13 protein-coding genes are annotated in these 13,416 nt (G+C 53.9%); 1 reads left to right on the top strand and 12 read right to left on the bottom strand.

What is annotated here, in order from left to right; all coding sequences use genetic code 11:
• Positions 1 to 89: 89 nt before the first annotated feature.
• The 9 genes from GA0061077_RS00660 to GA0061077_RS00620 all read right to left on the bottom strand — a co-directional run bounded on the left by GA0061077_RS00660 (position 90) and on the right by GA0061077_RS00620 (position 9,346).
• Positions 90 to 821: an MIP/aquaporin family protein gene (locus GA0061077_RS00660; protein WP_091847018.1), complete on the bottom strand. Its 732-nt coding sequence runs from the start codon at positions 819 to 821 to the stop codon at positions 90 to 92.
• 428 nt (positions 822 to 1,249) lie between these two features.
• Positions 1,250 to 2,164: an RluA family pseudouridine synthase gene (locus GA0061077_RS00655; protein ID WP_091847017.1), complete on the bottom strand. Its 915-nt coding sequence runs from the start codon at positions 2,162 to 2,164 to the stop codon at positions 1,250 to 1,252.
• Positions 2,161 to 2,709 carry a signal peptidase II gene (locus GA0061077_RS00650; RefSeq protein ID WP_091847016.1) on the bottom strand — a complete coding sequence of 183 codons (549 nt, stop codon included), beginning with the start codon at positions 2,707 to 2,709 and terminating at the stop codon, positions 2,161 to 2,163. Before GA0061077_RS00650 ends, GA0061077_RS00655 begins: the two co-directional genes overlap by 4 nt.
• Before the next feature lie 12 nt (positions 2,710 to 2,721).
• Positions 2,722 to 3,984 (bottom strand): DivIVA domain-containing protein, encoded by a 1,263-nt coding sequence (locus GA0061077_RS00645; protein ID WP_091847015.1) that lies wholly within the window; start codon positions 3,982 to 3,984, stop codon positions 2,722 to 2,724.
• A 102-nt stretch (positions 3,985 to 4,086) separates the two neighbouring features.
• Positions 4,087 to 4,365, bottom strand: coding sequence for a YggT family protein (locus GA0061077_RS00640; protein ID WP_091847014.1), 279 nt, complete (start codon positions 4,363 to 4,365; stop codon positions 4,087 to 4,089).
• A 7-nt stretch (positions 4,366 to 4,372) separates the two neighbouring features.
• Positions 4,373 to 4,858, bottom strand: a complete 486-nt coding sequence (locus GA0061077_RS00635; RefSeq protein ID WP_091847013.1) for a cell division protein SepF — start codon at positions 4,856 to 4,858, stop codon at positions 4,373 to 4,375.
• Positions 4,859 to 4,880: 22 nt separating this feature from the next.
• The gene (gene ftsZ / locus GA0061077_RS00630; RefSeq protein WP_091847544.1) at positions 4,881 to 6,083 is read right to left on the bottom strand and encodes a cell division protein FtsZ; all 1,203 of its coding nucleotides are present in this window, start codon (positions 6,081 to 6,083) and stop codon (positions 4,881 to 4,883) included.
• A 108-nt stretch (positions 6,084 to 6,191) separates the two neighbouring features.
• Positions 6,192 to 7,277, bottom strand: a complete 1,086-nt coding sequence (dusB, locus tag GA0061077_RS00625) for a tRNA dihydrouridine synthase DusB (RefSeq protein WP_091847543.1) — start codon at positions 7,275 to 7,277, stop codon at positions 6,192 to 6,194.
• A 548-nt stretch (positions 7,278 to 7,825) separates the two neighbouring features.
• Complete coding sequence (locus GA0061077_RS00620; protein ID WP_091847012.1) at positions 7,826 to 9,346, bottom strand: glycine--tRNA ligase; 1,521 nt, start codon at positions 9,344 to 9,346, stop codon at positions 7,826 to 7,828.
• Positions 9,347 to 9,501: 155 nt separating this feature from the next.
• Here GA0061077_RS00620 and GA0061077_RS00615 point away from each other — a divergent pair, with 155 nt between their 5' ends.
• A complete protein-coding gene (locus tag GA0061077_RS00615) occupies positions 9,502 to 9,879 on the top strand; it encodes a thiamine-binding protein (RefSeq protein ID WP_091847011.1) in 378 nt (125 codons plus the stop codon).
• A gap of 111 nt (positions 9,880 to 9,990) precedes the next feature.
• Here GA0061077_RS00615 and GA0061077_RS00610 read toward each other — a convergent pair whose 3' ends face one another.
• From GA0061077_RS00610 to GA0061077_RS00600, 3 genes are read right to left on the bottom strand one after another with little or no spacing between them, the layout of a single operon-like run.
• Entirely contained in the window at positions 9,991 to 10,785 is a 795-nt protein-coding gene (locus GA0061077_RS00610; protein ID WP_091847010.1) for an isoprenyl transferase, read from the bottom strand.
• 1 nt (position 10,786) lies between these two features.
• Positions 10,787 to 11,509, bottom strand: coding sequence for a DNA repair protein RecO (gene recO / locus GA0061077_RS00605; RefSeq protein WP_091847009.1), 723 nt, complete (start codon positions 11,507 to 11,509; stop codon positions 10,787 to 10,789).
• Between the two features lie 53 nt (positions 11,510 to 11,562).
• Positions 11,563 to 13,266 carry an alpha/beta hydrolase family protein gene (locus GA0061077_RS00600; RefSeq protein WP_091847542.1) on the bottom strand — a complete coding sequence of 568 codons (1,704 nt, stop codon included), beginning with the start codon at positions 13,264 to 13,266 and terminating at the stop codon, positions 11,563 to 11,565.
• Positions 13,267 to 13,416: the final 150 nt, after the last annotated feature.

Here is a 13,416-nt window from a genome sequence, read left to right as displayed (position 1 = left end):
TGAGCCTTGTTCTCATTTCAGATATTCTTGAACTAGTTATCGTCGCCAGCTGTTCTGCTGATGCCAAAGAACTCCTGCAAAGTGCCGGATTACATGAAGCAGATCTTGAACAAGCCGAGACCAATGATCGCACCAACAATTGGAGCCACCACAGGAATCCAGGCTTCTTCCCAACGCGACGTCCCCTTATTGGCAATGGGAAGAATCTGATGCAGGACTCGCGGCATGAGGTCACGTGCGGGGTTCAAGGCACAACCGGTGGGACCACCCATAGAAGTTACCATAGCGGTGATGATCAGACCAAGGATAATGGCAGCGACAGCAGGATTCTCCTGCCCCCAAGGCAGTTTCAGGCATGCCACTGATGCGAACACAAGAACAGCGGTTGCCAAAAGCTCGGTAAGGAAATAATTGATCTTGTTGCCGGTAGCGTCGGATGTACTGAAACAGCCGAAAATCAAGTCGGGATTAGTTTCCGCTTCAAAGTGTGGCATATAGATGATGAAGACGATGAGCTGTCCCACGAAGGCGCCGAGCAGCTGCGCCACGATGTAAGGAAGCACTTGCGACCACGGGAAAAGTCCGGTGAAAGCCTGCGCCAATGTCATCGCGGGATTGATGTGAGAACCGGAAACACCGCCAAACATCATTACAGGGACCATAACGCCCATACCATATCCCAAGGCGATGTTAAGCCACCCGGATGCATGCCCCTTTGTTCCCTTCAGGTCTGTGTTGGCTACAGATCCGTTACCGAGAATCAGCAGTATCATCGTACCAAGAAACTCAGCCGCCAGTTTTTGAAGAAACGTAAATTCCATTTCATCCCTTTTCTGTGTTTCCGCAACAAGTTAAACTCACCCAACGGAAAACGATCGATTAATCAATTAGGATCACACTGTTCTTATAGTTTGTGAGCTTGTCCCGCATACGATTTCGAAACGGACAGGCTCGCACATCATCGATAAACGAAAAATCATGCTCCTCTCTCTCCACGTCTAGAAAGCTGTTCGATCGGTCAGTCTCCTTACCAGCAGATACGTTTATCCAATCAAAATATAAATGTATCGCATATTCAGTCATTCACGAAACGGTAATTTCGCAATCGGTCAGCCGCACCGGCTCCTGCCACATAATCATTCAACAGCTTCGTTTGAGATGAAGCGGGATGGAACCTCATGTAAGGGTCAACGCGGACCCACGGGATTTTTCGTCGCAAGCAGGACAAACCAAAAACAATCAGAAATTATTACCTATCAGCACGCACTCGGTCAAGGACATGCCGAAGATCAGCGGGGTAATGCGATTCAACCGTTGTCCAGACACGAGTACGTGGGTGCCTGAACTCCAACCTCATGGCATGCAGCCATTGCCGGCCCAACTCAAGATTCTGAGCAAACACCGGATTGGCCCCATACATCGAATCGCCCACCAGTGGATGTCCGATTGAAGAAAAATGGACACGAATCTGGTGCGTACGACCCGTCTCAAGGTTGACACTTACCAGCGTGGCTTCACTGAACCGTTCCAGCACATCCCAGTGGGTAATTGCCGGTTTGCCAAGAGGAGTAACCGTAAACCGGAAATCCGAAACTTTGGCACGTCCGATTGGCGCCTCAATGGTTGCCTTATCGTGCGAAAGATTTCCCTGTACCAACGCATGGTAGATTTTTGTCACCTCGTGCTCGGCGAACTGACGACGCATCTCGCGGTAGGCCAGATCGGATTTGCATACCAGCATCAAACCACTCGTGCCCACATCAAGCCGGCTGACGATACCTTGCCTGCCCGGGGCACCGAGAGAAGTGATATGCACCCCCCGCGCCTGAAGGCTACCAAGTACAGTGGGACCAGTCCATCCAACCGAAGCATGCGCTGCCACACCAACCGGCTTGTCAACGACGACAATGTCCTCGTCCTCATAGACAACAGCCATATCTACAGCAAGAGGTTCCGGTTCGAGCTGCTTGCCTTGAAGGTTGAATTGAACTGTATCACCTTTGGAAAGGGTGCCTGATTTCGAAAGTGCGCGCTGAAGAATGCTGACTTCACCGGTATCAATAAGGTCAACTGCTTTAGAACGAGAAACACCCAACATCTTTGATACGGCTACATCGAATCTTTTGCCGATCAAAGCATCTGGAGCGGGCACGAGGCGACTCATCGGTCATCCACTCCACTGCCCGCGGCGGTTGCGGATGCCTGCTCAAGTGTTTCCTTCGCACGCAACGGCACACCAACAAACAACAAGACCACGATAATTACCACAGCGAGCACCAACTCAATATCAGCCACATTACCCACTGACCAACCATAGTTCAAAAAATCGACCACCGAACCGTTAAGGAATCCACGCGCGTATACCACACGGTCAGTAAGATTGCCGAACGCACCAGCAAACGCCAATGCCAGCCCCGATGCCCACCACAGCGAACCTGTAGTCAGCCCCAGATATGCCAGCACAACGCATGCGACAGATGCCAGGCAAGAGATCAGCCACGTCACGGAAGATCCAAGCCCCAGTGACGCACCCGGATTATGAACCAAAGTCAAGCTAAGGAGTTTGGGAACAACGACGACGTTCTCATCACCGTCCAACGATGCCAAAGCCCATAACTTGGTCAGACGGTCAAGCAATACGGCTATGACCGCTACGGCAAGAAAAACGGCCACACGAAAGCGCAGCCGTTTAGTTGATATGCTCTTCATACCGTGACCAAGTCAGTCTTTGGACTCTTCCACGGCATTGTACGAGTCGCTTTCGCCGACCTGAGAGACCAGCTGCTTGAGGAAATCAGTGAGACGAGAACGATACTCGGTCTCGAACTGCTTGAGGCTCTGAATATTGGCCTCAGCTGCCTTGGATTCCTCCGCAAGGTTCTCACGCACGTGCTTGGCGTAAACCTCAGCTGCGGAGCGGGTCTTCTGATCGTACTCGCCGGCACGACGCTGGACCTCTGCCTCATAAGCATCAGCGGTGGCGCGCTTCTGAGTTGAATAGTCGTCAGCGGCCGTCCGGGTCTTCTGCGCATACCCATCGGCTTCGATGCGGGTGTGCTTCAAGTATTCCTCAGCCTTGCCACGCGTCTGCTTGGCGTACTCATCGGCTTCCCCACGGGTGCGAGTCGAATAATCGTTGGCCTTGGTAAGTATTTCCTGATACTTCACCTGGCTGGCTTCAGTGATTTCCTTGGCCTTGGCTTTGCCCTTATCCACATACTGGTCATGCAGCTGCATGGCAAGCGCAAGCATAGCAGTTGCGCGCTCGGGTTCACTGGAAGCGCCGGCGGCAGCGCCCGCAATCTTCTGCAAGCTGCCGGTTTCTGTGTTCGGCTCAATCTTAGAGACCTGTGCACGCAGCTGATTTTCGCGCTGCTTGGACTCCTGAAGTTGTCGAGAAAGATCCTGAATCTGCTGAGTCTGGGAGCTCGCACTAGCCAGCTGCTTCTTAGCCTGTTCAAGTTCACGAGAAAGCTTCTCGTTACCAGAACGGAACTCATCGCGCTCCTGCTGAACGGCAACAAGCTGGTTGTTGAGGTCCTTCTTGCCAACGGCCTGAGCGGCCTGAGCGGTGAGCTGGTCGATCTGGGAATTCAGGCGGTCGATCTGATCCTTGAGTTGCTTGTTCTGCTGAGTGAGGCTTTTGTTACTTTCTTCGACTTCAGCGAGCTTGGATGCGGCGACCATCGAGGTCTTGTCGGCATCGGTATTCTTGCTAGCAGCCTTCAACGCCTGGTTTTCGCGACTCAATGACTGCACTTGCGAGGTAAGATCGGAAATCTTGGAGTTCAGCTTACTGACATCCGGACCCAACGACTGCGTTGACTGGCCGTTGTCGTTCGCTACAGCCTGCTTGCCAAGAGCTTCTACGGTCTCGGTTACTTGATCGAGGAAATCATCGACCTCTTCGACGTCGTACCCTTCTTTGAAACGTACGGTTTGGAAGGCATGTTCCCTGATATCCTTCGGCGTTAACAGTGCCATAAACTTTTACACCTCACTTTGGGCATAATGCCTCTTATTTTCAACTCTTAACCAAATGCTACACCAAACAGTATACCTGAACATCTCCCGATAGGCCTCAGCTCAGATGATTGCGGCGACTACCGCGAGGCCGAACCACAGCACCATAGGAGTGACATCCAGTCCACCTGTACCAACCCTGATAACAGGTATAAAACGACGAAGCCATCTCAATGGCGGTTCAGTCAGCACGTAGAACACATTAACGACGGATCTCATCACGCGTCCAGGTCTCCATTGAGGCACCAACACAAAGAACCAATCGAGCAGCACTCTGATCAGGAGCACAGTCTCATAGACGCCGATAAGCCATTTAAGCAGGGACAGAACGAGGATTAGCATACGACCCTCAGAACAGCTCTTCTTCCGAACCACTGGATGGCGCTTGGTCCACTTTGATGTTGACCTGAGCAGGGCTCAAAAGGAAGACCCTGGGGGTGACTCGTTCAAGCGAACCATGGACACCGAACACCACACCGGCCGAAAAATCTAGGATGCGATATGCCACCGCTTCGGCTACTCCGGTGAGGTTGAGCACCACGGGGACACCGTCTCGGATAGCGCGACCGACCTTCTTCGCCTCTTCATACGTCCTGGGGTGAAGTGTGGTGATGCGATTTACCGGTCCCGCAGGAAACGGCTTTATCGAACTCGACCTGGCCGCACTGGCCTGCTGAGATGACGAGGACTCATGCTGCACTATCGGCGTTACCGTGCTCTCCGAGTCAAAATCGGACGAAGTCACATCCTCATCGTCCTGCAGGTCGATCTCATCGTCGTCAACGACATCAGTCATGCCCAAGTAAGACATAGCCTTTTTCATGTATCCAGCCATAGGAGAATCCTTTCAACTTCTTTTAGCGCAGGAAATCGGGAATGTCGAGATCGCCCGGATCTTCAGGAGAAGTTGGCTTATCGGAGTCCGCGTACAACTCAGATTCCGACTGGTTTGGAATAACTGGAGCGTCCAGATCGGGCAAAGGCTGCGCCGTTGGTTGCGCGTCCTGAGGCTCGGATTCGTAGCTCACCTGCGATTGCGCAACTGCAGGAGACGAAGCCCCTGCAACCGCCTGGTTGGGCTGCGCCTCCTCCTTCTTGCCTTCAGCATCGAAACCTGCGGCGATAACAGTAACACGCACTTCGTCGCCGTAGGCATCGTCCAAGGCAAGGCCCCAGATGATCTGTGCTTCCGGATGAATAGACTTGCGTACCAACTCGGTAGCATCGCTCGCCTCTTGGAGCTTGAGGTCCGTCGGGCCTGCGATGTTGATCAGGGCACCGTGCGCTCCCTCAATGCTTTCCTCAAGCAACGGCGAGCTGATGGCGATCTCGGCGGCCTGGGTGGCTCGATCCTCACCACGGGCGGAACCGATACCGAACAAAGCCGTTCCCGCACCACGCAAGATGGCCGTGACATCGGAGAAGTCAACGTGGATGTAAGAATTGGTGGTAATCAGGTCGGTGATGCCCTGAACACCGGCCAACAATGCGGTGTCTGCGGTCTTGAAGGCATCAACGATGCCGATGGTCTTATCGGAAAGCTCAAGGAGACGGTCGTTGGGAATGACGATCAGCGCATCGACCTCTTTGCGCAAATTCTCGATACCGAGCTTGGCAGAAGCGGCGCGCTGAGGACCTTCGAAGACAAACGGACGAGTGACAACCGCGATCGTCAACGCACCCTGCTGGTGCGCCGCGCGGGCAACGATGGGACTTGCGCCGGTGCCGGTACCACCGCCTTCGCCGCAAGTTACGAAGACCATATCGGCGCCTTTAAGCGCTTCCTCGATATCAGACTGATGATCCTGAGCGGCCTTGGAGCCCTTTTCCGGATCAGCCCCTGCCCCCAGTCCCCGACTGGTATTGTCACTCAAAGAAATCTTGACGTCCGCATCACTGCGAAGCAAGTCTTTTGCGTCGGTATTAATTGCTACAAATTCAACGTCCTGCAAGCCTTCGGCAATCATTCGGTTGACGGCATTGCCACCTGCACCGCCAACACCGACTACTTTGATGCTTGTTTTATCGTTGAAGTTGTCATTCTGGGCAATCTCACTCACCATTGTCTCCTGTCACTTCACGGTTACACCTAATACTCTATCGCAGAACACGCCTAAGCTTAGACTATTTCTCGGGGTGTACCACAATTTTTATTTCGGTTTTTGAAATCAGTAGCTGGCATCCATCGGATCATCACCGAAAAGCTGTTCACGCTCCTCGTGGGTGGTGGTTCTTGAATCGAGCCAGCCGTATGGCAAATGCACTTTTTTTGCGTACCTCACACGACCCCGGGGCTTGTCAGCCACACGTTCCGGGTAGGTGACCGAAGGATCAAGATGGTCCATCACCTTTCGGACATCGTCCAATGTCTCCGACTCCATGAACTCACGGCGAGTGTTCCCGCCGACCGGGAATCCTTTGAGATACCAGGCGATATGCTTACGCAGATCGTGCACAGCCATCGTTTCGTCGCCATCATAGAAACGGACCAGCAGTCGACCGTGCGCCATGATGATCTGACAGACTCCACCAAGTGTGGGGTTAAATCGTTCGCCTTGCCCTGCGAAGGCATGCTTGATATCGGAGAATATCCACGGACGACCTTGGCATCCGCGTCCGATTGCAACACCAGCGCAACCCGTCTGGGACACCATTTCCAGTGCATCCTCAGCTCCCCAGATGTCACCGTTTCCAAACACGGGAATATCCACGGCTTGCACCAATTCGGCTATTCGGCTCCAGTCGGAATGCCCGCCGTAGTACTCCGCAGTAGTCCGCGCATGCAAAGTCACCGCAGCGCAGCCTTCATCTTCAGCGATGCGCGCAGCATCGAGGAACGTCGTATGGTCCGCATCAACACCGACTCGAATCTTGGCCGTCACAGGAATGTTGGATTCACTGCACACCTGAACCACGCGATGAATCAGCTCGCGGAACAAATCGCTTTTCCAAGGCAAAGCGGAACCGCCACCATGACGCGTGACCTTAGGAACCGGACAACCGAAATTCAAATCGATATGATCCGCGAGATTGCCGTCGATCATCATCTGCGCGGCTTGAGCGGTGATATTGGGATCAACACCATAAAGCTGAAGCGAACGAATCTCTTCGGTCGGAGCGAACCGGCACAGGCGGAACGCCTTGGGATTGCGAGCAACAAGCGCCCTGGATGTAACCATTTCGGCAACATAAAGTCCATCTGGACCGTACGCCCGACAAATCGACCGGAATGGCCAGTTCGTGACTCCCGCCATAGGGGAAAGCACAACTGGGGTCTCGATGTGCAACGGCCCTAAATCTACCGGTGCGATCTTCGGTACGCCGCTGGTACCATCTTCAGCCGGGTCGCCGCCGACCTGCTCGTCATGCCCACCCAAATCAAGACCAGGCAGCCCTGCGAGCACCTCGTCCCAGCCTTCATCGAACCGTTGCTGAGCCAGTGAATAATCGACAGCGCTCAGCCATTGCTTAAAGTTCTTCACCTATCACCTGTTCTATCACAACTAACCGTTGACCAATGCACTTGAGGCAGATGCTATGCCCGACGCTTTCCAGATCTCCCGACCAAACCTAAGGCCGTTCGGTTCCGTTTTGACCAAGTACCGCCTTCATCCATCCTGCCCACACGGAACCGAACGGATTCACCCCTCAAATTCGGCCCTTAACCCATGTTGGACACCGGACTTATGAGAGGAACCGGCACGTGGCTGAGCCAAGCGGGTATCCGGACAGTATTTACCAGACACCCTATAGCATCCAGTCACTTTCGTCGATTCACGTCCTTTGGGGCCTTCAATGCGCTTTAATACAGTCCTCCGGCTTCCATAACCTTAACCGGGTCGGACTCGTCCACTCCGGATTCCTTCGCGAAGTCCACTCCCCCGTCGGCTGCGGCATTGCCCACGATGGAAGCAGGGCCTTCAGCGTAGCGCACGCGCTTTTCACCGATGCGATCGGCTACATACTTGACGACGTTATCCAGATCGATGCGCTCCTGCTTCATAGAATCACGTTCACGAATGGTGACTGAGTGGTCGTCGGCGGTATCAAAATCGACTGTGATGCACAGCGGCGTACCGATTTCGTCCTGACGACGATAACGACGTCCGATGGCCCCGGCTTCGTCGTAATCAATCATCCAGTCGTGCTGACGCAATTCGGCCGCCAAATCATGTGCGACGGCCTGCAGCTCGGGCTTCTTGCTCAGTGGGAAGACAGCGGCCTTGACCGGAGAAAGGCGCGGGTCAAGACGCAGCACGGTGCGACGGTCGACGCCACCCTTGGTGTTCGGCGCCTCATCGACGGCATAGGCATCCATCAGGAAGGCCATCAGCGAACGGGTCAGGCCCGCTGCCGGCTCGATGACGTAAGGAATGTACTTCTTGCCTGTTGCCTGATCGAAGTAGCTCAAATCTTCGCCGGAATGCTCCTGATGCGCGGAAAGATCAAAATCAGTGCGGTTAGCCACACCCTCGAGTTCACCCCAATCGGAACCTTGGAAGCCGAACTTGTATTCGATGTCGACGGTGCGCTTGGCATAGTGCGCAAGCTTTTCCTTCGGATGCTCGTAATGACGAAGATTCTTGGGATTGATGCCAAGATCGGTGTACCAACGGGTGCGAGTGTCGATCCAGTACTGATGCCACTCTTCATCGGTGCCGGGCTCGACGAAGAACTCCATCTCCATCTGTTCGAACTCTCGGGTTCGGAAGATGAAGTTGCCCGGCGTAATCTCGTTACGGAACGACTTGCCCATGTTGGCAATGCCGAACGGAGGCTTGCTGCGCGAAGAGGCCATGACGTTCTTGAAGTCCACGAAAATGCCCTGTGCGGTCTCAGGACGCAGATAATGCAAAGAGTTGTCGTCGTCCACCGGCCCCAGATGCGTACGCAGCATCATGTTGAAGTCACGAGGCTCGGTCCATTCTCCACGGGTTCCGCAGCCTGGACACACGATATCCTTCAAACCGTTTTCAGGGAGCTTGTCGCCATGCTTCTCGGCATAGGACTCCTCGAGTTTATCCGCCCTCTGACGCTTGTGGCAGTTGAGGCACTCGACCAACGGATCGTTGAAAACCTTGACGTGGCCCGAGGCCTCCCAAACGGCGGACGGCAGGATGATGGAGGAATCGACGCCGACCACATCGCCGCGAGTGACCACCATTGCACGCCACCATTCACGCTTGATATTGTCTTTCAGAGCCATGCCCAACGGACCGTAGTCCCACGCGGAGCGCGTGCCGCCGTAAATCTCACCAGCAGGGAACACAAAACCACGCCGCTTGGCTAGCGACACCACTTCATCAAGTTTGGATTGAGCCACGACACACCTTCCGCTTATCGGCTTTAATCAGCCGTTTCATGAGAATCAGTTATGCGTTCACTGTATCGGCAGAGTGTGACACTTGAAGCGTGCTCAGAGCACGTCAATGCCGAGCCATACAAGTATCATGCAATCAGCGATTGAAGGAGATTCTCATGGATAAAAGTATCGAGCGAAACTCGATTCAACAGACCGTTCCAAACGACCCGAAAACCGGCAAGCCCTACATCAACACCGTCGCCGCTGTGGCCATCGCTCCCAGCGGAACAGGTTCCGAGCTGAGCGAGTATGTCGCACAATCCATCGGTGTCATCCGCGAATCGGGTCTGCCGAACGAAACCAATGCAATGTTCACCAATATCGAAGGTGATTTGGACGAGGTGCTTCGAACCGTGCGCGACGCAACGATGGTGCTGGCAAGCCAGGGATACCGCACGGGCGTCACGCTCAAACTCGACATACGCCCTGGTTTTTCAGGACAACTCAAGGAAAAGCAACGTCTTGTTAACAAGATTCTAAACAAACCTGAATAACCTTGGACTACCTTCAGTTGCCATCGCCTCTACGGTACACCTTGCCGGAGCTTGCACAATCATCGCAAACGCTTGATCTGCGCATGGCATATCCGTATCCATGATGACGGTTTACTTCGCGTTGACACCACCAAAACGTCGGTCACGGTGCACGTAATGATCTATCGAACGCCAGAGGGCCTTTCGCCCGTAATCGGGAAACAGTTGGGACGAGAAGTCAAGTTCGGCATAAGCAGCTTCCCATGGCAGGAAGTTCGAAGTGCGTTGCTCCCCTGAGGTGCGGATAACCAGATCGCAATCAGGAATATCCGGATTGTACAGGTGCTCGGCAACCATCGACTCGGTAACCCGGTCACCGCTGATTTTGCCGTCACGAACTTTTTTGGCAATGGCGGCAGCCGCATCTGCAATTTCGGCACGCCCACCATAATTGATACAGAAAACCACATCGATGGTCGAATTGTACTTCGTGCGTTCCATGGCGACTTCAAGTTCGTCAATCACGGATTTCCATAACTTAGGACGACGCCCTGACCAACGCACCCGCACTCCCCATTCATCCATCTGAGCGACACGTCGGTGGATGATGTCACGTGAAAATCCCATCAGGAAGCGCACCTCCTGTGGGCTGCGTTTCCAGTTTTCAGTCGAAAAGGTATAGAGACTCAGATAGCGCACACCCGCCTCGATAGCGCCGGCGATGGTGTCGAACACCACTGGTTCCGCTGCCTGGTGTCCGTTGGTACGGGTCAGACCTCGCCGCTGGGCCCAACGACCGTTGCCGTCCATGATAATGCCGATATGACGGGGCACCTTGTTCTTCGGAAACGCAGGAATGATGGAAGGGTCGGAGAAAGGAGCCGCTGGAACATCAAGCGAGGTGTAGTCCACATGTTCAAAAGCCATACTACGAATCTAGCAATCCCAGTGAACGGATTGGTCGTTCCAGATAATATTCTCCCCATTCTTCAACTAATCGACGTATTTCGGGGTTGATCGGCGCACGGTCTAGCACGTTCCAATCACCTTCGACCAGCGCTTCCATCTGCTCTCGACCGACAAGATCGATGCGTCGTGAATCCGGAGTGTGGTCGGTGGAGCAAAGAATCCCGCCGCCGGAGACGGAAAAATAATCCAAGTCATCGCGTTTACCGCATACGGTGCATGAGGAAAGACGCGGGGTCCAACCGGCCTGTGCGAGCGTCCTCATCACATAGGAGTCGCTGATGGTCTGCGGACAGTGACTCTCCCGACTAAGAGCCGCCAACGCGGCAATCAGCAGCATGTATTGACCCGTGGCGGGTTCATGCTCATTCGAGATGAGTTTGTCCGCTGTTTCGGCAATGACATTGGCAGCGGTATACGCGTCGTAATCCATGCAGATATGAGCGGCATATGAGGAAATGGAAACCACTTGGGAAATGACGTCAAGCGAACGACCTTCAGCGATAAGCAAGTCATCGCGCATAAAGGGTTCGACACGGCCACCAAAACGCGATTTGGTGCGCCGAACACCTTTGGCAATGGCTCGGATTTTGCCGTGATTCTTGGTCATCAGGGTAACGATTCGATCGGCTTCCCCCAATTTTACGGTTTTGAGCACCACACCCTCGTCACGATACAACGACATATCCTTCACCTTCTCACTGCTATCGACACACTACCCACGCAGATCTACGTTCGTTAGAAGATGAACAATCCCCAAAACGCGAAGAACAACAGTACGCTGAACATGGCAGCCGCGACCAGCCAGAAGAAGAGACGACCGAAACGCTTCGATGCGAACACCGGTTCACGTCCGTGCAGTGCATCGTGAATCGCATCTTTTCGAGGAGGAATCTGAGCCAACCCATGTGTTTGCGCCACCTCGATACAGCGAGCAAGAATGTGAGCCCAAGCCCACACGACGAGAATCGAAACCACTTGGATAACTGGCCAACTCCAGTACATCATACCCGGATCTTCCGTGGGGGCACTACCCCAACCGAGTTTGACCACCGCCATAATGACCTGCCCCAAACCGGCGGCGAACAATACAAGCGTTGCCGACGTTGTGACGGCTATGGCCGACAGCTCTCCCCCGAAACCACGCACGAAGCCGAACACCTTGGCACGATCATGCCGGACGACACGGAAGATTTTGATGCCACAAGCAACCAACGCCACAAGCAGTGTCACAACCAGCAGCACCATCATCGAAGCGTTGACGATGGTTCCGTACACAGTGAGCCTGCGGTCAGCTTCAAGTTCCACCGGCACGGCGATGGACTGGCGAATTGTGGTGCCCGCAATCGGCTCGCTGGTCTGCTTAAGGCCGGAAACGGTGCCCACGGACCAGGAAACGACATCGTTGATGTAATCATCTGCGAACGGAGTTCCGGTTTCGGCTTCATCGCCGAGTCTCAGCACATGGTTGGCCACGGAATAGCTGCGCACGGTCACGTTTTGATTGCCCGATCGGTGCGCGGAATCAAGGATGTGCTCCAATCCTTCGACCTGAGCGGTCAACACATCTTTGGAACCATACACCACCATTGTCGGCACGGAATACGCCTGCGGCAAGTCCATGGGAAAATCGAGCGTATCATTGCCGAACATCGTGGTATCCGCATGGAAAAGTCTGCGGACAATGGATTGATAACCGTTATTGGCGCCAACCAACGAAAAGTCCTGTGCAACAAAGAATCCCAGCGATTGTCGTGGCTCATAGGCCATTGGGCTCAGGAGCAGCTGAAAGGCAATGCGCTTATCGTATTTGATGACATAAGGCGAGATCCAGGTACTTTCGGAAGTTGCGTAAAGCCCGACTTTATCGGGATCGACGTTTTTTTGGTCACGCAGATACTCGACCACCTGGTCGTAGGCTTTGGCACTCCCCAGATAATCTCGGTTGACGTCGCTGGTCGACCAGACGGGCTTGTCAAGCACTGCAGTGACGAAGCCAGCCGATGAAAGATCCTGTGCAACGTCACCAAAGCTGTTTTCGGCAGTACCATAACCCGCGCCATGCATGAACACTACTGCGGGATGTTTCGTCTCAACTCCGGCGGGATCACTCGGTTGACGAATCAAAACATTGACATGCTGAACCTCGCCTGTGGCGGGTCTGACAATGTCAAGCACAACCGTATGGGACTCGACCTCAAAACTACCCTTGTGCGCCAACGGCAGACCTTGAGAATTGTCAAACGTAACTGCGGTATCGGGTGAGAGAGTCGCAATCGACTGTTCCGTCGGTTCACGTTTCCAAGGTACACTGGTCAGGTTTGAGACAGTGACGAGGACACCCAACAAAATGATGAAGATGGGAATGGTCACCAATAGGCGGTGACCTAGACTCCATGCATCCCTATGACGAGAAACGCTGACAGACTCATCAGCACTCATTGTGCCGGTGCCGGAATCGCCCTGTCCACCCTTACGATTGACCCCGCTCATCGACGCATCCTCCAAACTGGAGCCGACGGACGAAGCATGGCTATCTCGAGTCTGAACATCGTTCTTGTCAGACGGCGAACATGGCGCAGTATGCATAGT

Source organism: Bifidobacterium commune (assembly GCF_900094885.1).
GTDB classification, from domain to species: domain Bacteria; phylum Actinomycetota; class Actinomycetes; order Actinomycetales; family Bifidobacteriaceae; genus Bifidobacterium; species Bifidobacterium commune.
The sequence above is the reverse complement of the archived record's forward strand: the minus strand, read 5'-3'. Positions and strand labels throughout refer to the sequence as shown.

Bases quoted from the DNA above. Each gene is read 5' to 3' on its own strand.
- GA0061077_RS00660 (WP_091847018.1), bottom strand. From the start codon at position 821: ATGGAATTTACGTTTCTTCAAAAACTGGCGGCTGAGTTTCTTGGTACG.
- GA0061077_RS00655 (WP_091847017.1), bottom strand. From the start codon at position 2,164: ATGAGTCGCCTCGTGCCCGCTCCAGATGCTTTGATCGGCAAAAGATTC.
- GA0061077_RS00650 (WP_091847016.1), bottom strand. From the start codon at position 2,709: ATGAAGAGCATATCAACTAAACGGCTGCGCTTTCGTGTGGCCGTTTTT.
- GA0061077_RS00645 (WP_091847015.1), bottom strand. From the start codon at position 3,984: ATGGCACTGTTAACGCCGAAGGATATCAGGGAACATGCCTTCCAAACC.
- GA0061077_RS00640 (WP_091847014.1), bottom strand. From the start codon at position 4,365: ATGCTAATCCTCGTTCTGTCCCTGCTTAAATGGCTTATCGGCGTCTAT.
- GA0061077_RS00635 (WP_091847013.1), bottom strand. From the start codon at position 4,858: ATGGCTGGATACATGAAAAAGGCTATGTCTTACTTGGGCATGACTGAT.
- dusB (WP_091847543.1), bottom strand. From the start codon at position 7,277: ATGGCGGGAGTCACGAACTGGCCATTCCGGTCGATTTGTCGGGCGTAC.
- GA0061077_RS00615 (WP_091847011.1), top strand. From the start codon at position 9,502: ATGGATAAAAGTATCGAGCGAAACTCGATTCAACAGACCGTTCCAAAC.
- GA0061077_RS00610 (WP_091847010.1), bottom strand. From the start codon at position 10,785: ATGGCTTTTGAACATGTGGACTACACCTCGCTTGATGTTCCAGCGGCT.
- recO (WP_091847009.1), bottom strand. From the start codon at position 11,509: ATGTCGTTGTATCGTGACGAGGGTGTGGTGCTCAAAACCGTAAAATTG.
- GA0061077_RS00600 (WP_091847542.1), bottom strand. From the start codon at position 13,266: ATGAGTGCTGATGAGTCTGTCAGCGTTTCTCGTCATAGGGATGCATGG.